We start from the raw sequence: 19,123 nt of genomic DNA, 5'->3' as shown, positions 1-19,123 counted from the left end.
GGGTCAGTGCTCCTTGGTGGTGATGGTGGCGGGGAGTTCGGGCAGGTGGTTGCCGATGAGGGCGGCGGGGTTGAAGCCGGGCAGGGCGTTGCGGGCGGTGATGGCCTCTACCAGGGCGGTGGCTTGGGCGACGCCGGCGTTGGCGACGTCGATCTGCACCCGGGCGATATCGACCTGGGCGCGTGCGCGGATGGCTTCGACGGTTTCGACGTGCCGGTGGGTCTCGCGACGCTCTTCGGTCCGGCGCTGGTAGGCGATGGTTTCGCGGCGGTCGGTGCGCCAGTAGCGGGCGGCGAGGGTGTAGCCGAGGACGGTGGCGATGGCCCACAGCAGCAGGGGCAGGGGCAGGCCGTCGGTGTAGGCGGCGATGCCGCCGAAGGCGAGGGCCCCGGATCCGGCGTAGACGATCGCGGCGGCGGTGCTGTCGCCATGCTGGCCGGTGGACAGTAGGCCGCCGGCGACGGCGGTGCCGGTGGCGAGGGTGCCCATGAGCCAGGCGTCACCGGTGGAGTGCTCGGCGCCGCCTGCGTTCCAGATCCGGGCGAGGGCGAGCACGGTGGAGGTGGCGAGGGCGGGTGCGGCTTTGGGGACGGCGTCGGCGAGCCAGTGGCGGCCGGCCGACCCGGCTGGGGTGAAGTGCTCGGTCATGGCGGGGGCTCCCGTATCTGGTCCTAGAGCAGGCCGTTGAGGGTGTGGACGGTGGAGATGGTCAGCTCGGTGATGGGGCCGTTCAGGCCGGTGGAGGCGAGGTAGAAGCCGAACATCGTGGCGATGAAGGCGCTCCCGCCCTTGAGCGATCCGGTCTTGAGCAGGACGGCGAGGATGCCGCCGAAGAGCAGGGCGAGGGAGATGGAGACCAGCACGGGCGTGCTTCCTTCCGGGCGTGTGGGGCGGCGTCAGGGGGTGGGTTCGTCGGGCTCGGCCAGTGCGCCGCTGACGATGGCGGCGGCCACCTGCGCACTGACGCCGGTCGATTCGAGATAGCGGCGGGTGCGGCGGGTCTGTCGGCGCTGCCGCTCCCGCCGCCCGACGGACTTGGCCGCCTGCTCGCGGCGGCGCTGCTCTTCGGGGCGCAGCTGCCATGCGGCGTGGCAGTCGGGGCAGGCGGGCCAGCTCTGCGTGCGGTGGGAGCGGCCCGTGGTGGGGGTGCCGCAGTGCTGGCACGGCCGCAGCGGCACGGCCGGGCAGTCGCCGCGGTGGCTGTTCCATTCGGCGACCAGGGCGGCGACCGCGGCGGTGCCGGTGGCGCGGCGGGTGAGTCCGCAGCGGCAGACGAACACCGCGCGCGGGGTGGTGGCGAGGGTCTGCCAGTTGCGTAGGTCCGGTGGTGCGCTGACCCACAGGCCGGGGAGGTCGGCGGTGGGGATGAGACCGGACACGTTGGTTACCGGGTGCCGTCGCGGTGGGTGCGGCGCCACAGGTTGTACAGGTGGCGGCCGGTGCGTATGCGCTTGCCGGTGGCTTTGCAGTGGCGGCAGTCCTTGCCGCGCTTGAGGGTGCCGCGGCGGGTGGTCTTGGTCGCGTGGCCCATGCCGTGGCAGCGGCGGCAGTCCGCGAACGGCTGCACCGCACACAGACCCGCGTAACAGAGCGTGACGGCGAGGAGGCAGGCACTAGCAAGGAGGAAGGGGGTCACGGGGTGCCTTCCGGCTAAGGTTTCGGGTGTTTGCGCAGGTCGGCTGCTAGGTACGAGATCACAGCTCAGGCACAGGATGGGGTGCTAGTAGAGGTGCTAGGTCTAGCACCCGGGGGTGCTAGACCTAGCACCGGACCGGGGTCAGCTCCGCGACTGATCCTTGTCACGCTGGGTGATTGCGGTGGTGAGGTCGGCGCGGGCGATGCCGCGGCGGGTGGTGCCCTTGCCGGCCTCGGTGGTGCCCCACACGTCCAGGGCGGCGATGCCGTGGGTGCGCAGGTTCGTCGCCACGGTCGCGGCCTTCCATCCGCCGTAGACCTCCGGGCGAAGGTCTGCCAGGCGGGCGGCGACCTTCTCGTTCCACACCTTGTCCTCATCGGCCGGCACGACCCGCAGCACGTCGGCGAGCAGGTCGAACCCTGCTCCACTGGCGGCGGGCTGCTGCCCGATGGCGTGGCCGGTGACGTTGCCGTAGGCCTCGCGCATCTTCCGGGCGCGGGTGACGACCTGCTCGGCTCCCACCGCGTCCACGAACGCGGACGCCACGATGCGGGGGTCGTCGCCTTCACCGGCCATCCAGCAAATGCCCCGGTCGGTGCGGGAGAACATGGTGGCCCGGTAGCCCGCCTTGTACATCGAGGTGCCGAGCACCATGTCGTTGGCCGGCTGGCCCATCACCTTCAGGCAGAACCGCAGCACCGCGTTTGCGGAGATGCCGGTGGGCAGGGACTTCGCGTCCGGGCGCTGCGTGCCGAACAGCGTCACGATGCCCAGCGCGGGACCGCGCTTACCCAGGTCGGTGGCGATGTCCTCGATCTCCGCGCCGTACTTCTCGTGCTCGAACGGCACTTGGCACTCATCGAACCCGGCCACGATCGGGTGCAGTCCGAGCGCCTTGTCGTTCGCCAGTTCGGGGGTGACCTTGGACTCCGGGCAGCGCGAGCGCGGCAGGGACTTAATCACCTTCGCCCGGCGCCGCAGCTCCTCCCGCAGCTCCCGCAGGGAGTTCAGGACGTAGAGGATGTCTTCGTCTTCGTCGCCGGCGCGGTAGCGGTGGCAGACCGGTTCCAGGGCGCCGAAGTCGCCGGTGCCCTTGAAGTCGAACGCGTAGACCTCCGCGCGCGGGTCCAGGGCTGCGATGAGCAGGAACAGGCGCATCAGGAACGTCTTGCCCATGCGGGGGATGGAGCCGACGACGACGGAGGCGAACATGAGCGTCACCGACACGTCGCTCATCCGCTGGTCGTTGCCGAACACCACCGGCCGGAACAGGTCCACCGTCCCGGATTTGAGCAGGGGCCATGCGGGTTTCTTCGTCTCGTTCATGGGCTTGTCGCCCACCCACAAGATGAGCCGTCCGTCGTGCTCGGTGGGGTCTGCGGCCGGCCACACGCACCCGACCTTGCGGCGAAGACCCGAGGCCAGCGCCTTGCGGGACTCCATGATGTCCTCCGGGGTGACACCCCAGGGAAGGTCCAGGTCGGCGCGGTAGCCGGGCCCGTCCCGGGTGATCTCGGAGGTGAACCGCATGCCGTTCATGTCACCGCCCTTCTTGATGGCGGCGGAGATCTTCGCGTTTCCGATGTTGTCCAGACCCCGCATCACGATCGATCCGGTGAGCTTTTGCACCTCGGTCTTCAGCACCGCGGGCCCGATGACGGGGTGGTCCTTCGGCGAGCCCCAGAAGCCCGCGACCAGCACCGCGGCAGAGGCCAGCACCGCGAGCCAGAAGGGCGCCATCACGTACAGGGCCAGCGCGAACACCGTCCCGAACACGGCCGCGACGGTGGTGACCAGCACCCGCAGCCGCACCCGGTCATCGCGCTGCCGGGACAGCTTCAGGTACTCGGCGGTGCGCTCGTGGGCCACCTCATAGGCGCGCAACGGCGCGCCCTCGGCGTCCCACACCCAACGCCGGGTGTCACCGACCATCCGCGCCACGCCGCGCGGGGCGAGCACCCCCAGTTGGAGGGCGTACCAGGGGGTGCGGATGCCGTGGAAGACGGTGGCGTAGAAGGCGTTGCCGGCCGCCCGCTGCACCGTGGAGACGAACCCCGGCTTCGAGCGCAGCCAGGTCGGCACGATCGGCTTGCGCTTGTCCACCCGGATCCCCGGGGAGGGCAGGTCCGGGGAGTCCACCAGCCGCACCGCGTGCGGCTCCACCTGCTCCCCGTCGTCTTCCGTGTCGGGCGCGGCGACGGGCGCCGCGGCCTGCTCGGTTATCGGGGCATCGGCCGGCAGGGACGCGGGACGCTTGGTGGTGATGTCGTAGACCGCGGCCCCGGAGCTCTCCGGCTCCGGCTTGTGGTCAAAGTCGTTGCTCTCAGACACGGTTGGTCTGCTCCTCAGGTCGAGTAGGCGGGAGGGGGTTATGCGGCGCGCTGTTCTTCGGGGAATGCGCAGGTCACGCACATGCCGAGCGAGGTGGAGATGATGTATCCGGCATCCGTGCGGCATTGCGGGCAGACGCGGCGGGCGGCGTTCGCCAGGGCCAGGGCGGCCCACTTCGCGGGCGTCATCGGCCGCACCGGCTTGGCGCGGTCGGTGCGGTACAGGTAGGCGATGCGGACGCGGCGGCCGTAGCGGCGCGAGCGCCACATGAGCTGAGCGGCGACGTCCTGCCCGCCCGGCCGCAGGCCGGCCGCCCTCAGCTGGCGGCGGGTGGCGTACTCGTCCGGCGCGAGACGGAACGGGTAAGTGGGCAACCCGTACTTCGCGCCGGTCGGGTCGTAGAACCTCACGACGCCGGAGCGCCCACGGCGGCGCGCTCAGCCTTCAGCGTCTCGCGCAGCACACGGGCCTTGTCCGGCGCGGTACGCAGGGCCCTGCGGATCGCCTCACCGGTCAACGCGTCGTCCTCCCACCCGGCCGTCACCTCCCGCGCCTCCAGCAGAAGCTGGTCGGCGGTGCGGCGCGGTCGGGGGGTGCGGGCGGCGGCCGGTACCCGACCGGTCGCCCGACGCGGCGCCGCCGTAGTCGTCGCGAGCGCGACGACGGGAAGGCCCGATCGATCGGCCACGGCCTCCACTTCGGTCGGGGCGGCGGTCGGCACGCTGCCGGCCGATGCATCGACCACCGGGGCGGCGGGTGTGGGGGTCGATTCGGGCAGGTCATACCCCGACTGATTTACGGACGTTGCCGCCGTTTGATCCTGGTTTGCGGTCTGGTCGATCGCGGGCGGTGCGGCGGGTGCGAGTTCGCCTAGCTTGAGCAGGACGCGGGTGCGGCGCGGGGTCGATCGCCGCCACCTGCGGCCGTAGGTCTCGCGCAGGTCCGCGCGGGCCAACTGGCGGTCGCGTTCGCGGGTCAGGGCGGTGTCGTAGGAGGTGATCTCCCACAGCGTCATGCGGCGCCACAGGGTGAAGGTCGACAGCGGTGCGAGGATCCAGCGGGAGCGGCGGATCTTGTCCATCCGGCGTCCGGTGACCGCGCCGATGCGGGAGGCGTAGACGTGGGCGGCGACCTCGGAGAGGACCACCCACAGCAGAGGCATGGTGCCGTGCGCGAGCTTGGCCACCATCGATTGTCCGGCGGCGATGTTGAGCCAGCACGTCACGCCGGTGAGCGCCCAGGGCACCCAGCGGACCCATGCCAGGGGCATGTCCATTCGGATGAGAAGGAGGTTGACGACGGTGAAGACGGGGATGGCGGTGTCGATGCCGATCGGGAGCGTCTGGGGGGTGGCGAAGCCCCAGCGGGCGCCGGCGGCGGTGACAGTGGCGAAGGAGGCGACCAGGCCGATCCCGCCGACCCCGACGCCGAAGACGGCGGCGAAGCCGAGCAAGAACTTCTCCGCCCTGCTCAGCGGCGGCACCGCCGCCCGCACGGCGGCATCCGGTGTGGGGGTCATGGTGTGGCTCCTTCCGGGGCGTTGCCGGTGCCGGGGCGGCCGTCGCGGCGGCCGTTGACGCTGGGCTGGGTGGGCTCGGGGTTGGTGGCGGCCATCCATCCGCCGCCGGTGCGCTTGACGGCGTACATCGCCTCATCCGCCCGCCGCAGTGCCCGCGAGAGGTCCACGGGGTAGGTGCCGCTCCAGATACCGCCGATGGAGGCGCCTATCAGCAGCTCGTCACCCTCGAAGTCCACCGGCGCGGTCAGGTATTCGTGGGTCTGCCGCAACCGCGCTGGCAGGCGGGCGGGGTCGGGCAGCGGGACGACGGCGGCGAACTCGTCACCTCCCAGGCGTCCCCGGACACCGCCGATGGTCGTGGTGGAGATGCGGCGGGCGGCCTGGGTCAGGATCGCGTCGCCGGCGTGGTGGCCGTGGGTGTCGTTGATGGCCTTGAAGCCGTCGAGGTCGATGACCAGGACCGCCACCGGGGTGCGGTTCATCAGCCACTCGGCACGTTTGGTGAAGCCGTCGCGGGTCAGCAGGCCAGTGAGCGGGTCGCGCCGCGCCGCTTCGATCCGGCGGCGCATCCACAGCGTGTGGACGGACCAGCCGGCGGCGAGCGGGCCGGCCATCGTGGCGGCGGATATCAGGGTGCTCATCGCGCACCGCCGTTCCGGCGGCCGTGCAGGACCCATCCGGCGAACTGCACGGCGAACCCGACAGCGGCGATGCCCATCAGGTGCCGGTCGCCGGTCACCAGGGCGCTCACGGAACCCGTGACGGCGATGACACTGCCGAGCATGACCAGCACCAGCGCCAGTCCGCGTGGGGAAGAGATGTTCATGCCCTGGCCCCCAGGAACTGAGCAAGCTCGGTCTCGGCGGCGGCGAGCCAGGAGCGTGCGGCGAGCAGGCGGTGTTCCGCCCGCCGCAGCCGACGCCAGTTGATCGGGTGCAGCGGACGGTCCAACAGGCTGATCTGTACATCCAGCAGCTCGACTTCGGCGAGGATGACGGGCATCTCAAGGTCGATGTCGGCAAGCTCGGCCTCGGTCGGCTCGCGGTCGAAATCGGAGGCGGTAACAGCCTCCTGATCAGGAACGATGTTGCTCATGGGTCGTAGTCCTCTCGAAGGGACGGCCCGAACAGCGGCCCCGGTGTGTCAGCACCGGGGCCGCGCCCGTGATGGCGACGTGGGCCCTGTAATGGCTTGGGTTTTGGGTTCCTAGTTCTTTGGTCATCCGCCTGCGAAGCGGTTCTTCGGCGCCCGGGATGTGACCCCCATCTGCGTAGGTCCAGGCGGCTAGGTGCCTGCGTGACCTCCCGTGTTCTGGTCCGGGTGACCGTGTGGGTGACATCCCCTGTTGTTGAGCACCGACAGAGAGGCCCTGGTCAGTTGACCAAGACGCCCCATCTGGTGCGCACCAGAAGTCTCTATCTGGTGCGCACCAGATGTCAAGGGCTTCCCTGTGACGCCTCCCAGAGAAGCCCCCCGTGCACCCGGCCGGTAGCCAACAGGGGTTAACCCAAAGCGGGTTAACCTCTGACGACCTGCGAGAACGTGAGGCATGCTGTTGGTAGTGGTCACCGCAGCAGCGGCAGGAGGAGCACGCGTGAGCGCAGGATTGCGAGAAGCGCGGACCGCGCGAGGGTGGTCCCAGGAACGCCTTGTGCGCGAGATTGAGCGCCACGCTCGTCAGCACATGCTCGACATCGCCTCTACGGCGAGCCTGCGGGTCTACCTCTCGGAGTGGGAGAACGGTCGGCGGTCGCTCTCAGAGCGGTACGCGTCCATCCTGCGTGCCCTGCTCGGTGTGACGCACGCCGAACTCTCGGGGCGGCGCGGCCAGCTGGACGCGCCCAGTACCGCGGGCGGGTATGACGAGCTACTGGGCTGCATCGACTCGGCACGGAACGTCAGCCTGACCATGGTCAAGACGTTCATGGATCAAACCGAGTTGCTACGTACGATGGACCGTCAGATGGGCGCTGTGAGCCTGGTGGACCAGATGACCGGGCATCTGGCGACGCTGGAAGAAGCACTGACGTTCGCGGTGCTTCCCGACACGCGCCGCCCTGTCGCACTCGCACTCGCAGGGGCTGCAACCTTGGCAGCCTGGCAAGCGCTGGACGTTGGCGCCGTAGAGCGGGCGTGGCGGCACTACGAACTAGGCAAGCGGGCCGCCCAAGAGGCCGAAGAGCCCATGTACCTAGCGCACGCCATGGCGGAACAGGCCTACGTTCTGGACGAAGCAGGGCGGCCAGAGATGGCGTTGGAGCTGATGCGGGGTGCCCAGCGGGTAGGCGGCGGGCAGATGTCGCCACGGCTCCGGGCCTGGCTATTCGCCGGCGAAGCCGAACTGTGCGCGAGGGCCGGAAAGCCGAAAGAGTGCCGGCAGGCCCTCGAACTGGCGGACGCGCACCTCCCTGACGGTGAGGAGGCACGCGACCCCGATATGTTGAGCATCTTCCTCAACACCGGACACCTGGCCCGTTGGCGCGGCCATGCGCTCGCCCTGCTCGGCGACGACGACGCGGTGAGCAGCCTCTACGATGCCCTCGGCACCCAGGACCCCACATTCGTCAGGGCCTCCGCCGGCCTGCGCCTCGACCTCGCCACGGCGCACCTCGCCCGTGAGGAGTATGCGCAGGCCCAAGAGCACCTGCGCGCAGCCCGTTTGGTTGCCAACCGCACGGGCTCGGTGCGCTACCGCCGGCGTATCGAACAGCTCACGGCGCGGCTGTAGGCGCCGTTCCCCGACGTGACGCGAGGATGTGCAGGAGGGCAACCAGGGTGCCCGACCCCATCAGTTCACCACGAGCCATGAGCCCGGGAATGTCCGCCAACGGTACCCACGCCACGCGCCCCGCCTCTTCCACGTCCGTCGGTTCCCCGACGTGCTGCGCACCGTGCCCAACGAAGATGGCGTGAGGCGAGTCCACCATGCCGACCACCGGCTGATAGGTGACGACGTGCTCAAGGGAGTCAGGTCGCCAGCCCGTCTCCTCCTCGACTTCGCGCAGCGCGCACGCCATAGCGTCCTCGCCCTGGTCCACGATGCCGCCCGGGAGCTCCCATCCCCACTGTTGAGGTACGAAGCGGTAGCGCCAGAGCATGAGCACGCGGTCGTGCTCATCCATCACGGCCGCGATGGCGACGTGATCTAGCCGTACGACGTGATGCTCGAACCGCTCAACGCCGGGCGGCTCTACGTCAACTAGCGTTAGCTTTACCCATCGGTTGTCGTACAGGGTTCGCTCGCCATGGATCTGCCACGGGTCCAGCCTGGCCGGCGGGGTAACGCTCACCGCCGTGCCGGGCACGTCGCGATCGGGCACCCGGTAGGAACTGCGCCCCCGTACCTCAAGCACGCTCTCAGCCACGAGCCGTGCGAGAACCTGGCGCAGGGCAGTGCGTCCGATGTCCAACTCTTGGGTCAACGTGCGCTCAGACGGCAGCTTGTCGCCCGGCGACAGCTTCCCCGTAGCGATCCACTCCCGGATCGTCCGGTCAACCCGCGCGGTCTTCGGTCCCATTCCCTGAGCACACTCCCGATTCGCTCACCTGGTACGCACCAGGCTAACGGCACCTGCGAGGTCGCGCCTCGCCCGATTGAATCCTTGCGTTGCGTGACGGAGTGCTCACCTTCCAGGCCGCCCGCTCCTTTGCTCATCCAGACAGATCGGCCCGGGTGGGCCCGAGAGTATGAGGCGAGACGCGCCGGGGACGGGTGGGCACCGCTGGCTGTCCGCATCGAGGCGACGCGGCGTGCCGATCGGGCGGGAGGGCATGGGGCATCATGCCGTCGCTTCGGCCCAGGTCAGGGACCCGTCGTATCACTTTCTCGGCTCTTGACGGCGGCTGCCACCGTCGCGGCAGCGGCGTCAGGGGATTCGTGCTCCCAGATTCGGATGACGGTCCATCCGGCATTGATGAGGAGTTGGTCCGTTTCGGCGTCGCGGCTCTTGTTACCAGCGATCTTCTCGGACCAGAAGGCCGCGTTCTTTGTTGCTGGCCGGTGGTGCTCTGGGCATCCATGCCAGTAGCAGCCGTCGACGAAGACCGCGACTTTGGCCTTGGTGAATACCACGTCGGCCGTGCGGCGTACCTGTGACAGCGGGCGCACGGCCACGCGGTAGCGCAGTCCCATGCGGTGCAGTTGAGATCGGAGCAGCATCTCGGGCTTCGTGTCCCGCCCGCGGTTGGCGCGCATGACCGCGCGGACGGCTGGCGAGGACGCCCAGGACTGGGGTTCGACACCGACTCGGGGGACGAGTGTCAGGCCGCGTTGCCGTGCGAGAGCCCAGGCGTCGGCCAAGTTGGCCGCCCGGGTGGCCTGCCGGACCTCCCCGATATACCGCTCACGAGTACGGCCGTGCTCAGACCAGCGCAGGTAGGCGCGCACCCGACGTGTGCGCTGGTACAGGCGCAGGGCGACTGATCCCGTGGCGTCGCCGCCGTTCGGGAGGGGAACGCGGCGGTACTCGGGGCCACTGGCGGCCTTGTCCTGCTCGGCCGTCCTGAGGGCGGCGGTCATGCCTTTGCGGGGTTTCCACGACTGTTCCGGAGGGAGCCGGTCGTTCCAGGTGCGCGCCATGATCGGTTCCTCGTCCGGCTCAGTCGCTGGCGGACAGGGCGTTGACCGAGCGCAGGGCTTGTACGACTGCCTCGGCGAAGACCTTGCCCAATTGGACGGGGACGGCGTTGCCGAGCTGGCGCATCTGCTCTCCTCGGGGTCCCTCCAGGCGCCACCAGTCGGGGAAGGTCATGACACGGGCGGTCTCGCGCACTGTCATGTAGCGATGTGTGGTGTCGTCCAGGAGCATGACGGACTCGCCGCCAGGGACACCGTGCACGCCTGCTTTGACGGTTTTGGCTGGCCGGTCGAGGACGTTGGGTGTGTGGCCGGCGTAGACGCGGGCGCCGGGCCAGCCCTGGTGGTGGACGAAGCGAGGGTCCCGGTGCTCCTTCTTCTCCAGGAGGTCAGTGGGAAGTGCGGGCTCCCAAGGGCGGTCAGGATTCCCATACAAGGCGTCCCGCAGCGTCCGCCAAGGCTTCAGGCCGTCATCCTTGGCCGGGCGTTGGGGCAAGGCGTCCATGGCGCGCTTACGGGCGTCGGCCGGGACACGGTGACGCCGCCAGTAGGAGCTGTCCCTCATGGACAGGTGGAGCGCGTTTTCGGAGTGGGTGGGCTGGGGCATGAAGTCCCGTTGCCAGGTCTCCCGGTTGATTCCAAGGTCGGCGCGGAAGGCCACGATGATGACGCGGTTGCGGACCTGCGGGACACCGAAGTCGGCGGCGTTGACCGGCATCGGCGTCACGATGTACCGCTGGGGGGAGTCCTGGGGGATGAGTGCGTCCCTGGCACGCAGATACTCGTCGTGCTCGGTCCAGGTGGCGCCGGGCCTTCGTTCCTCGAAGGGCAGCGCCAGCTCACGCAAGATGTAGTCGAAGTAGGGGCGGAAGGACGCTCGGAGCAGTCCGCGAACGTTCTCGCAAATGATTGCCTTGGGGCGGGTCTCCCGGACGACGCGGAAGAGCTCGGGGAACATGTTGCGCTCGTCGTCGTCGCCCTTGTGCGCGCCCCCGAGGCTGAAGGGCTGGCAGGGCGGACCGCCGGCGATCACGTCGACCCTGTCGCGGAGGTAGGCGAACTCCACCGAGCGGACGTCGCCCTCGATGAGCGGCCAGGGGTCGCTCATCCCTTGGGGCACGTGGTCCTCCCCCTTGCGGTCCACGGCGACGTTGCTGCGCAAGGTCTCGCAGGCGCGCTTGGCGAACTCGTTGACCACAAGGTGCCGGAAGCCCGCCTCGTGCAGTGCCATTGCCAGTCCGCCGCCGCCGGTGAACAGCTCGACACTGGCGCCGACCTCGATGGGGAGCTCTCCATGGTGAACCATGGCGAAAGCATACCGCGGAGTTGTTGATCTACGTAAGCCTTGTGCGAACTGAGATCAATCGGGGACGTGGCCAGGCCCTAGAGTGATCGAACCCACTCACGTCAAGGAGGTCCGGCGACCGATGAACACTCCCTTCAGCGAGGAGTTCAGGCTCAGTATCACCAGGGCGCTCGGTGACCAACTGGCCGACGCGCTAACCACCTTGAGGCCGGCGCCGTTGACGCAGGACAACCTCAACGTGCTACAGGCCAAGCCCGGGGTGTATCAGCTTTATCTGCGGGATCAGTTCGTTTACGTTGGCAAGGCCGACAAGTCCCTGCCGTCCCGTCTGGGCAACCACCTGCGCAAGCTCTCCAGTCGCCGCGAACTCGACATAGAGGCGGTGTCCTTCGCGTGCCTCTACGTCGCGGAGGACTTCTCCGCCGTGGCTCCCGAGAAACTGCTGATCAAGCGGCACAAGGCCGAGGGGCGCATCCCCTGGAACACCAACGGATTCGGCAACAAGGACCCCGGACGCAAGCGCGACCACACCGCCCTCAAGGTCAATCATTTCGACATGCTCCACCCGATAGACCTGGGTCGGACCGTCGAAGGGGTCACCGCAGGGCCCTGGAAGCTGCATGAGCTCCTCAAAGCGGTGAAGCAGGGGCTTCCCTACAACTTCCGCTACCAGGCCCCGACAACCTTCAAGGACGCACTCGTAGCCGTGCCTGACGCGCGGACGACCGCCGACGAGCTCTTCCGCCTCATCGCCCCAGTCCTTCCCGAAGACTGGCAGATAAGCGCCCTCATGGGTTACGCGATCATGTATGAGGACGCGCGCGTGGACTACCCCAGCGGGTGGCGTTACTACCGGGGTACCGACGTGGTCACCAGTACCCCGGAGGCCGAACCAGCCGGCGAGATCGAAGAGGAACCCGCCGACGAATAGCATCACTGCGCCGTTCAGCGCGCCTCCGACGCTTGGCGTGAGGTCGGAAGGCTGAGTCCGCGACCTACAGACCGCAGTGTCCAACGTTGCCCGAGAGACACGCGGGCCGGGCTACGAGCACGAGCGGCGACAAGCAGCAGCAGTACACGATCTGGAGTCGGCGTTTACGCAGGCCAGCGCCATAGTCGATCGGAAGCGAGGCGTCCCCCCCGGAGCCGTGCGGTCATGAGCGCAACTGATTCAGGGATATGGATGCCTTCACGCCGTCACGCTTTCCTTTTCCATATGATGGCCGGTCCATCGGAGGTTGTTGGATATATCCAGGCGCAATCCCCTCAAGGTACTCAATCCATTCCTCCCCGCTCTCGTCATCAGCTTTTACGGGAGCGTGACGCGTCTCAGGAACAATGAGCGAAGCTCTTATCTTTTTGGCCGCTCCGCGACCATAGCCGACGATATAGCTGCGCCTGAACTCTCGCATACGCTGATTCCTGCGGCTTGCGCCGCAGCCGTCCAGGTATCTATCCCTGAACCATCCGGCCGCCACGTCCATAGCGGACTCCGCTTGGAGGTATAGGTCCGGTATCAAGACCTTAAGAATCTCGATCTCCCGGGGGTCACCCCAAAGTTCGACAAAGATCTTACGGTCAGAGGCCTTGTGTCTTTCATAGACAAGGTAGGCGCCAACGGCGGCGGCGATTTCCTCGTAAAACAAAAGCCATTGCCGACCCCGGCCGCCTATATTGTCTATCACAAGGGCGATCGCACATTCGCTGCCGCTTCCGCCGTCTTTGGGGGAGGTTATTTCATCTTCGGCGAGAGAATATTTCTCCATTATCTCACGGGCGCGTTCCATGCATAGCTCGGCCTCTGGTACCGGTGTTTCCGGATGCAAGCCGCGTTCGCGCAGTGCATCCACTTTAGCGGCCATTCGTGATCTCTGCTCCATCCATGTCTCCTTCGATGTTAAAAATAGGTCGGATTACGCCTGTAGGCCAATGCACACCGGCAGGTGGTGGTCACTTCCGGAGAACATGGATTCGAGGGGCACCGGCGTTGACGAGCATGCGTACTAGTCCGACCCTCCGACCACCATCGAGCTCGCCTAACCGCTCACCCCCCAACGGCCGGAACTGGTGATGCGAACCACGGCAGCGGCGGCCCGCTGCGTCTCACTCTGGACCGGCTCCCAGCTCCGCTCACCGTGGCAGATCACCGTACTCCCTGGCTACGCGATCACGTATCCGGCCGCGCACGAGCGCACGCCTGTACTACTGCAACGGCGCCGCCGCCCCACGGTCCGCGACTCCTGGGAGCAACTTGCGCTGCATTCACAACTCGTGACAGAGTGTCGGCCCACTGGACATACGTCGCCTCAACACGTCGCGACAGAAGGCCCACAACCCTTCTGTTGGCGGAGGTCGCACCGCGATGCAACGCGGAGGACCTGACGGGCGATTGGCTCGGCGTATGGCCGTCTGGCAACACCACACCCGTGGGATGCCACGACGGGGAATCAAGGTCCACACGACCTTCGCTCTCCAGACTGAGGCGCGAAGGTCTTTGTCATTTCGCATTGGTTTATCGATGCGATACCCACAGGTCCCTATGCGCGCCTCGACGGAGCACAGCATCGCTGTGCCCCACGAACAACAGCGATCGCGGAAGGAACCTGATGGAAGACGACTACAGCCACGGTCATGCGGACGGGGTGCCGGAGCCTCAACACGAAACGGCTCCCCCTGGCCCTTCAGCACCCCCGGCGAGTGAGTACGAGCACTCCGGCACCGGGGACGAGTCACCGGAGACCGTCGAGGCCGAAAAGCCTGAGGACTCTGACGAGGATCTGCCGGCGTTGCCCTACGGCCTCCCGGCCCTGCCCAAGACCGCAGCCGTCCGCAAACTTGCCGGTGCGCTAGTCAGCTATGGCTACAGCGAAGGTGCGGCCACCGCTGTAGCGAGGGCAATCGCCCGTCCCGAGGAGGCCCGCAAGCGCCTTCAGAACCCAGACATCATGCGCGTCCCCGGTGGGGTCCTGGAGACCATTACCACCCAGGTCTGGCTCCCGTCCGTCAGCCACTTCCCCGGAAACAACCGAGAAGCCGGTCACCGTACTTACCCTCTGTCTGGGGAGCTTCAGCCGGGTAGTTACCCGCCACTTCGAGGGTTGGAAGCTACGCCGGGCGAGACCGGTGAGCTGGTGCTCACTGCCCAATCTCGAGCTCACGTCGTCAGCGCGCTCGACCAGTCCAATGCGTTCCTCGCCCGGCACAACGACCTCGAAGAGACCATCGGGCAGCACGGCATCCTGCGGGAACTGCTTCTAACGGTCATTAGGATCAACCACACGAACGGGGAGGACCCGGCTTGGACACTGTCGGGAGCGGACGGCAGCAGCCGGATCTCGGCCGGTCACCGCATTCACGGACTGGGAGCGAGCGATGTCGTTTACGCCCTGGCTACCGAAGACCGTAAGTACCGAGGGCTGTTGAGCGAGGTGCTCGCTAGCACTCAAAAGAGCCGCGACGAGCTGGGCCCCGAGGACGTCAAACGGGCTCAAGCTCTGGTCGCACCTGCGACTTTCATCCTGCGCTTCCGGCCGGATACACGATCAATCCTGCGCTTCGACCAAGCCATCAGGTTTATCGTGGGTATCACACATGTCGAACCGCCCAAGCCGTGGGGCATGGCGAGCGAGAACGATGCCCTCGCGGATCCGGTGATTGAAGAGTTTCTCGCCGCTCGACGCATCAACCAGTCGCAAGCGGAGTGGTTCGCTGCGGACCTTAGCCCCGACCAGGTCCAGGCACGCGGTCTCGACCCGAACCCCGACACCCGGGTCGCTGAAATCGTCGGCAGGATTCTACCTAAAACCGAGCACGACGTCTTCCGCAAGGGAGTACTGCGGATCACCGCAAAGGGCAAGGTGACATCTGACTTCAAGGCCAAGGTTGTCACTGAGATGGTCTTGAGGCCGTGGCGGTCAGCCCACCCCGACGCGGACGGAGTCGACAGGGTAAGTGGTGCCCGCAGCACGCTCCAACGCATGCTTAAGTGGCCCATCTTGCAGGAATCCGGTTGGCGCCGCGGCGGCGATAACGATCCGGACAAGATGCTTGAGGTCGCCCTCAAAGACTTGTCGACCGACGGGAGTTCAGGAGCGGCGGGTGTCGAGTTGGGAGTGCGAGGCGGCTACTACCTTGCCGTGCACGGCTCGCTCGTACGCGAGGCACGCGGTCGCACGCAGGATTACCGCGCGCCTTCCTCCGTGGTGCAGCGGATGACCGAGAGTCCTCAGGGCCTGAGGGCTCTGCACCGCGCGATCCTCGACGGTCGGCAGGGAAACGAGCCACAGCAGGTCGACAAGAGCGGCTCGCTCCGATACAACGTGCGAGGAGAACCGCTCGCCGCCACCGACGACTGGTTGCGAACCACCTTCCCGGCTCTCGGTGAGAACGTGCCCGCCGCGCCCATCGAGGGTACCGTCGACACGCCGGAGGCGCGGTTCGAACAATCGAAGAGCCACTTCGCCAGCATGGTCGCTTCACTGGAGAACGCCATTAGGGCGGCGGAGGCCGTCCAGGGGCGAAGCCGACCTCTCGTCAAGGAACGCGGATGGCCACAAGTACACGCTGAGGATCTGGCTGCGCGACTCGACAAGATCAGCGGCCGTCTCAAGATGTACGCCGCCATCGCTGAGGTAGCGGACGAGGCGTACCCCGGAGAGGATGACCCGGACGAGACAGCCGGCGGGGAGACCGACCAGGGGTGATCCGCTGCAAGGGGGGGCACCTCGGAGATTCAAGGTGCCCCCCGTCACTGATTTCGACGACGGTGAGCCGGTCCAGTGAGGCGGCGATTTCCGTGCGGGGAGTTATAGCGCAGGGCTGCATGCTCTCCGGAGCCGTGCGCGTAAGTCCCAATCCTGCCGGCGGTTCTGCGAACTGGTCTACCCGTCCACTCATGCGGATATGAAGGGCCTTGCCCCCAGCAGCGAACGCCAGCCGCAGCGAGCAGCGGCCCGGCTAGGAGCGTGGGCAGAAAGGGGAGTTCACGCGGCGCGCGGAGGATGCATCCGGCTTCTGGACCATGAACTGCGCCACGATGTCTGATACTTGAGCTATGGACCCTTTGCCTGCACCCGCTTGGGAACGTTGTCCGTTCTGCGGTCTGGAGATGTTCCCAGAGCGGGAAGAGCTGAGCCTGGACCACATCTTCGGCGAAGCCCTCGGCGGGCGCACCCTCGTCACCGCGCACAAGTCGTGCAACAATCAGAGCGGCTCGGGCGCTGAAGGGGCCCTGCAGCGCCCGGACACCATATTCAACCTGATCAAGGCAAACCACGGGCTCAAGGCCCAGAGGATCCCGGCGACATTCTCCTCCGGGAGAAAGGCGCTGTTCGATCCTCAGCAAGGAACTGTGTTTGCCCATCCCACGGTGGACAAGTCCGTTGCGAACTCTATCCGCATTGAGGGCACGCCGACCGAGGCGGAGGCCGCATTCAACAAGTGGCGAAGCCGTCAGCCCGACTTCGAGCGGATCCCGGAGTTCAAAAACCTGCCGCCTGAGGCCGTCGCCCGGGTCTCTTACACCCATCTATCGATGAACCTGAGGTACCCGTATCAGGCTGCCGAGAGGGTTGCGATCAAATCAGCTCTCGGCGCCTGCACGCTCGCCTACGGCCCTGGCTTCGCCACCAGCCCGTTTGCTGCGGCGTTGCGCGCGCTTGAGAAGAGCGAGCCCGATCCGGATCGACGGTTCGACCTCAAGTCCCTCGACCAATTCATTGCCGGGATGGCCGGGCAGTTCGGCCTCAATGCAGCCGCTGTAGGCCGCCTGCCCACTTTGGTGCCCCCACCCGGGGCTACCGTTCACGACGTGGTTCTGGTGCCCCTGCCGACGCAGACGGTCCTGTTCGCCCACTACCTGTCGCAGGTGACGCCACCGTACGGAATCAAAATCAACGCCCGGCTTCCGCAACTCCTCCCTGGGATCACCCCTACCCTGCCGCTCCTCCTTCGCGACGACACCCCCCACCATCTGAAGGTCACTGATTTTACGCAGCTTCTGCTGCGCCCAGTGATTACTGCCGCGGAGGCAGAAGAGCGGCGACGCTTCGAAGGCGGCCAGTAGGCATCGCGGCCCCGGGGTGAGAGACGACGGCAGGACCATGGCGGCCTCGGGCCAGGTTGCCTGGCGCCCGCCGGATCCAGCTGTGCAGCCTGGCAGGCCTCACGCAGTACAGCGGCGGTGCCGTTCGCTGTGACCCTGCCACCTCGTCTGGAGTCTGCTCGTTGCGAGGGATCATGTGCGCGAGGCTGCCGCGCGGCCGCGGCGACAGATGGCTGAGGGGGAAGGCGAGCACATGCTGACAAGGCGACCTCATGCCCGCCCTTGGCGGGCGTCAGGTCGGGGGTGGTGCCCAAGCCGACCGTGTGCCTGCTTCTGCGTCTGCCGGCCATCTCATGGCCGGCAGACGCAGACGAGGCTTAGGCGGGAACGGCAAAGTTCGCTACTACCTTCATTGATGGCTGGCCCCAGGTGAGACGGAACCTGAAGTTGGCATTCGTTTGGCGATCCACGTGTGTGTAGAGCATCCCGATCGTGCTGGCTCCGCCCACGTCATCGCGGGAAGGGACATAGCTGGCGATGGGCTCTGTGGGGGCCAGGGCCGTGAAGCCGAAGCGGTCTTCGTCCGGCCAGTAGATGGCGACAACCACTGGTGGCGCGTACCGCTCGATCCTGCGGAAGACTTCCTCGACCGTGTCCGACTCCAAGGCGATGACTACCTGCTCAGACTTGTAGCCGTTGTCGTCGAAGACCTTCCGAGTGGCCTTGTCACCGAGCGCGCGCGCCAGCGCGAACCCTGCCTTAAGCCGCAGCTCGCGCTCACCGGCCATCACGCCACCTCCGCAGGTTCTCTGCCCACTCTTCTTGCATCGTCCCTAGAGCGCTGAAGTAGCCAGCATGGACGATGCTCCACCTGTCTCCACCATCGGGGGGTATGGCTGTGATCTCAAGGTGGTCGTACAGGTCGTCACCAGCATGGGTGAACTGGTGGCGGTGGATCGTACTGTGGCAGCAGTCGATACGAGCCACGTGGACCCAGCTACCATCTTCCCTGACCATTTGCATGATCGCGAAGTCAACAATGAAGTCGCGATACAGCACCTGCCGGACGCGAAACTCGTCCGTCTCTGTGAACTCCAGCCTAAAGTTCAGCTCTTCCGCAGGTGGACACGATGGCGGCTTGTACTGCTTCACGGCAGTTTCGGCACCCATGTCCGCGAGCCTGGTACGACGCTTATTGGTGTTATTGGCCACTGCCCCCCCAGACCGATGGTCTCCCCACACTAGCGCTTCAATGTCATGCAAGGCGATGCCCTGGTCGTCAGGATGTGATCTTTTCGGCCTATCTCTGCGCCTCTGGGCCGACCTGCGAAAACGTGTTTGCCCTGTGCGTCGCCCTCGCCGAGCACCTGGGCCTGCCCGCCGTCAGCGGCGACGCCCTGTGGAAGGACATGAAGGACCAGTTCTCCGTGCCGGTCCACCTCTTCCGCTGATGACCTGAGTACGGCCCGGACCCGCGCGGGGTCCGGGCCGTACGTGTATCTCCGCTGCGGTGGCGCCACGATGCGAGGGCTGAACCCTCGTGAATGAATTATCGGCGCCTTGCCCTTCAGAGCCCTGAGCGGGGCCGCCAGTGGGCCGTGCGGAGGCGGCCGACAACGACCAATGAGCACCTCCAACGACCGTCGTTCACTCGCGGGAAGCTCCGCTGCCCAGGGCCGAGAAGGCGGTCTCAGTTTTGGTCTCGAATGCCT

General features: G+C 66.9%; 20 protein-coding genes. 4 read left to right on the top strand and 16 right to left on the bottom strand.

All coding sequences use genetic code 11. The annotated features are described in order from the left end of the window. Positions 1 to 3: 3 nt before the first annotated feature. The 10 genes from FCI23_RS22040 to FCI23_RS21995 all read right to left on the bottom strand — a co-directional run bounded on the left by FCI23_RS22040 (position 4) and on the right by FCI23_RS21995 (position 6,581). On the bottom strand, positions 4 to 648 hold the full coding sequence (locus FCI23_RS22040) for a hypothetical protein (protein WP_136725655.1): 645 nt from the start codon (positions 646 to 648) through the stop codon (positions 4 to 6). A 23-nt stretch (positions 649 to 671) separates the two neighbouring features. Next, complete coding sequence (locus tag FCI23_RS22035; RefSeq protein WP_136725654.1) at positions 672 to 863, bottom strand: hypothetical protein; 192 nt, start codon at positions 861 to 863, stop codon at positions 672 to 674. A gap of 33 nt (positions 864 to 896) precedes the next feature. Further along, a complete protein-coding gene (locus tag FCI23_RS22030) occupies positions 897 to 1,379 on the bottom strand; it encodes a hypothetical protein (protein ID WP_136725653.1) in 483 nt (160 codons plus the stop codon). Between the two features lie 5 nt (positions 1,380 to 1,384). Beyond that, a complete protein-coding gene (locus FCI23_RS22025; protein WP_136725652.1) occupies positions 1,385 to 1,636 on the bottom strand; it encodes a hypothetical protein in 252 nt (83 codons plus the stop codon). A gap of 141 nt (positions 1,637 to 1,777) precedes the next feature. Then, a complete protein-coding gene (locus FCI23_RS22020; protein ID WP_407646008.1) occupies positions 1,778 to 3,877 on the bottom strand; it encodes a cell division protein FtsK in 2,100 nt (699 codons plus the stop codon). Between the two features lie 128 nt (positions 3,878 to 4,005). After that, positions 4,006 to 4,377, bottom strand: coding sequence for an RRQRL motif-containing zinc-binding protein (locus FCI23_RS22015; RefSeq protein WP_136725651.1), 372 nt, complete (start codon positions 4,375 to 4,377; stop codon positions 4,006 to 4,008). Continuing rightward, a complete protein-coding gene (locus FCI23_RS22010) occupies positions 4,374 to 5,486 on the bottom strand; it encodes a DUF2637 domain-containing protein (protein WP_136725650.1) in 1,113 nt (370 codons plus the stop codon). The genes FCI23_RS22015 and FCI23_RS22010 overlap by 4 nt, the downstream gene beginning before the upstream one ends. Then, complete coding sequence (locus FCI23_RS22005) at positions 5,483 to 6,127, bottom strand: GGDEF domain-containing protein (RefSeq protein WP_136725649.1); 645 nt, start codon at positions 6,125 to 6,127, stop codon at positions 5,483 to 5,485. Before FCI23_RS22005 ends, FCI23_RS22010 begins: the two co-directional genes overlap by 4 nt. Beyond that, a complete protein-coding gene (locus FCI23_RS22000) occupies positions 6,124 to 6,312 on the bottom strand; it encodes a hypothetical protein (protein ID WP_136725648.1) in 189 nt (62 codons plus the stop codon). The genes FCI23_RS22005 and FCI23_RS22000 overlap by 4 nt, the downstream gene beginning before the upstream one ends. Further along, complete coding sequence (locus tag FCI23_RS21995) at positions 6,309 to 6,581, bottom strand: DUF6284 family protein (RefSeq protein ID WP_136725647.1); 273 nt, start codon at positions 6,579 to 6,581, stop codon at positions 6,309 to 6,311. Before FCI23_RS21995 ends, FCI23_RS22000 begins: the two co-directional genes overlap by 4 nt. Positions 6,582 to 7,170: 589 nt before the next feature. On the opposite strand from FCI23_RS21995, the gene FCI23_RS21990 reads away from it, so the two are divergent. Continuing rightward, positions 7,171 to 8,214: an XRE family transcriptional regulator gene (locus tag FCI23_RS21990; protein ID WP_211265436.1), complete on the top strand. Its 1,044-nt coding sequence runs from the start codon at positions 7,171 to 7,173 to the stop codon at positions 8,212 to 8,214. Here the strand turns inward: FCI23_RS21990 and FCI23_RS21985 are convergent. The 3 genes from FCI23_RS21985 to FCI23_RS21975 all read right to left on the bottom strand — a co-directional run bounded on the left by FCI23_RS21985 (position 8,198) and on the right by FCI23_RS21975 (position 11,368). Then, complete coding sequence (locus FCI23_RS21985) at positions 8,198 to 9,004, bottom strand: NUDIX domain-containing protein (protein ID WP_136725645.1); 807 nt, start codon at positions 9,002 to 9,004, stop codon at positions 8,198 to 8,200. The two genes, FCI23_RS21990 and FCI23_RS21985, sit on opposite strands and share 17 nt — an antisense overlap. Before the next feature lie 284 nt (positions 9,005 to 9,288). Beyond that, positions 9,289 to 10,065 (bottom strand): very short patch repair endonuclease, encoded by a 777-nt coding sequence (locus FCI23_RS63090; RefSeq protein ID WP_322973875.1) that lies wholly within the window; start codon positions 10,063 to 10,065, stop codon positions 9,289 to 9,291. 19 nt (positions 10,066 to 10,084) lie between these two features. Then, on the bottom strand, positions 10,085 to 11,368 hold the full coding sequence (locus FCI23_RS21975; protein WP_136725644.1) for a DNA cytosine methyltransferase: 1,284 nt from the start codon (positions 11,366 to 11,368) through the stop codon (positions 10,085 to 10,087). Between the two features lie 121 nt (positions 11,369 to 11,489). On the opposite strand from FCI23_RS21975, the gene FCI23_RS21970 reads away from it, so the two are divergent. After that, the gene (locus tag FCI23_RS21970; RefSeq protein WP_136725643.1) at positions 11,490 to 12,299 is read left to right on the top strand and encodes an Eco29kI family restriction endonuclease; all 810 of its coding nucleotides are present in this window, start codon (positions 11,490 to 11,492) and stop codon (positions 12,297 to 12,299) included. A gap of 223 nt (positions 12,300 to 12,522) precedes the next feature. Here the strand turns inward: FCI23_RS21970 and FCI23_RS21965 are convergent, their stop codons facing one another. Continuing rightward, entirely contained in the window at positions 12,523 to 13,248 is a 726-nt protein-coding gene (locus FCI23_RS21965; RefSeq protein ID WP_136725642.1) for a hypothetical protein, read from the bottom strand. 726 nt (positions 13,249 to 13,974) lie between these two features. Here FCI23_RS21965 and FCI23_RS21960 point away from each other — a divergent pair. Both FCI23_RS21960 and FCI23_RS21955 read left to right on the top strand, forming a co-directional pair. Continuing rightward, the gene (locus tag FCI23_RS21960; RefSeq protein WP_136725641.1) at positions 13,975 to 16,071 is read left to right on the top strand and encodes a hypothetical protein; all 2,097 of its coding nucleotides are present in this window, start codon (positions 13,975 to 13,977) and stop codon (positions 16,069 to 16,071) included. 350 nt (positions 16,072 to 16,421) lie between these two features. Next, positions 16,422 to 17,432, top strand: a complete 1,011-nt coding sequence (locus FCI23_RS21955) for an HNH endonuclease (protein ID WP_136725640.1) — start codon at positions 16,422 to 16,424, stop codon at positions 17,430 to 17,432. A 356-nt stretch (positions 17,433 to 17,788) separates the two neighbouring features. Here the strand turns inward: FCI23_RS21955 and FCI23_RS21950 are convergent, their stop codons facing one another. Continuing rightward, positions 17,789 to 18,199, bottom strand: coding sequence for a hypothetical protein (locus tag FCI23_RS21950; RefSeq protein WP_136725639.1), 411 nt, complete (start codon positions 18,197 to 18,199; stop codon positions 17,789 to 17,791). Next, a complete protein-coding gene (locus FCI23_RS21945; protein ID WP_136725638.1) occupies positions 18,189 to 18,581 on the bottom strand; it encodes a DUF7718 family protein in 393 nt (130 codons plus the stop codon). The genes FCI23_RS21950 and FCI23_RS21945 overlap by 11 nt, the downstream gene beginning before the upstream one ends. Positions 18,582 to 19,123 lie beyond the last annotated feature (542 nt).

This window comes from Actinacidiphila oryziradicis (genome assembly GCF_005047355.1).
Classification (GTDB): Bacteria; Actinomycetota; Actinomycetes; order Streptomycetales; family Streptomycetaceae; genus Actinacidiphila; species Actinacidiphila oryziradicis.
This window is presented reverse-complemented; position numbering and strand designations above follow the sequence as displayed.

Excerpts from the sequence above, each read along its gene's own strand:
- FCI23_RS22040 (WP_136725655.1), bottom strand. The coding sequence starts at position 648 with ATGACCGAGCACTTCACCCCAGCCGGGTCGGCCGGCCGCCACTGGCTC.
- FCI23_RS22010 (WP_136725650.1), bottom strand. The coding sequence starts at position 5,486 with ATGACCCCCACACCGGATGCCGCCGTGCGGGCGGCGGTGCCGCCGCTG.
- FCI23_RS22005 (WP_136725649.1), bottom strand. The coding sequence starts at position 6,127 with ATGAGCACCCTGATATCCGCCGCCACGATGGCCGGCCCGCTCGCCGCC.
- FCI23_RS22000 (WP_136725648.1), bottom strand. The coding sequence starts at position 6,312 with ATGAACATCTCTTCCCCACGCGGACTGGCGCTGGTGCTGGTCATGCTC.
- FCI23_RS21995 (WP_136725647.1), bottom strand. The coding sequence starts at position 6,581 with ATGAGCAACATCGTTCCTGATCAGGAGGCTGTTACCGCCTCCGATTTC.
- FCI23_RS21990 (WP_211265436.1), top strand. The coding sequence starts at position 7,171 with ATGCTCGACATCGCCTCTACGGCGAGCCTGCGGGTCTACCTCTCGGAG.
- FCI23_RS21985 (WP_136725645.1), bottom strand. The coding sequence starts at position 9,004 with ATGGGACCGAAGACCGCGCGGGTTGACCGGACGATCCGGGAGTGGATC.
- FCI23_RS63090 (WP_322973875.1), bottom strand. The coding sequence starts at position 10,065 with ATGGCGCGCACCTGGAACGACCGGCTCCCTCCGGAACAGTCGTGGAAA.
- FCI23_RS21975 (WP_136725644.1), bottom strand. The coding sequence starts at position 11,368 with ATGGTTCACCATGGAGAGCTCCCCATCGAGGTCGGCGCCAGTGTCGAG.
- FCI23_RS21970 (WP_136725643.1), top strand. The coding sequence starts at position 11,490 with ATGAACACTCCCTTCAGCGAGGAGTTCAGGCTCAGTATCACCAGGGCG.
- FCI23_RS21965 (WP_136725642.1), bottom strand. The coding sequence starts at position 13,248 with ATGGAGCAGAGATCACGAATGGCCGCTAAAGTGGATGCACTGCGCGAA.
- FCI23_RS21960 (WP_136725641.1), top strand. The coding sequence starts at position 13,975 with ATGGAAGACGACTACAGCCACGGTCATGCGGACGGGGTGCCGGAGCCT.
- FCI23_RS21955 (WP_136725640.1), top strand. The coding sequence starts at position 16,422 with ATGGACCCTTTGCCTGCACCCGCTTGGGAACGTTGTCCGTTCTGCGGT.
- FCI23_RS21950 (WP_136725639.1), bottom strand. The coding sequence starts at position 18,199 with ATGGCCGGTGAGCGCGAGCTGCGGCTTAAGGCAGGGTTCGCGCTGGCG.
- FCI23_RS21945 (WP_136725638.1), bottom strand. The coding sequence starts at position 18,581 with ATGGGTGCCGAAACTGCCGTGAAGCAGTACAAGCCGCCATCGTGTCCA.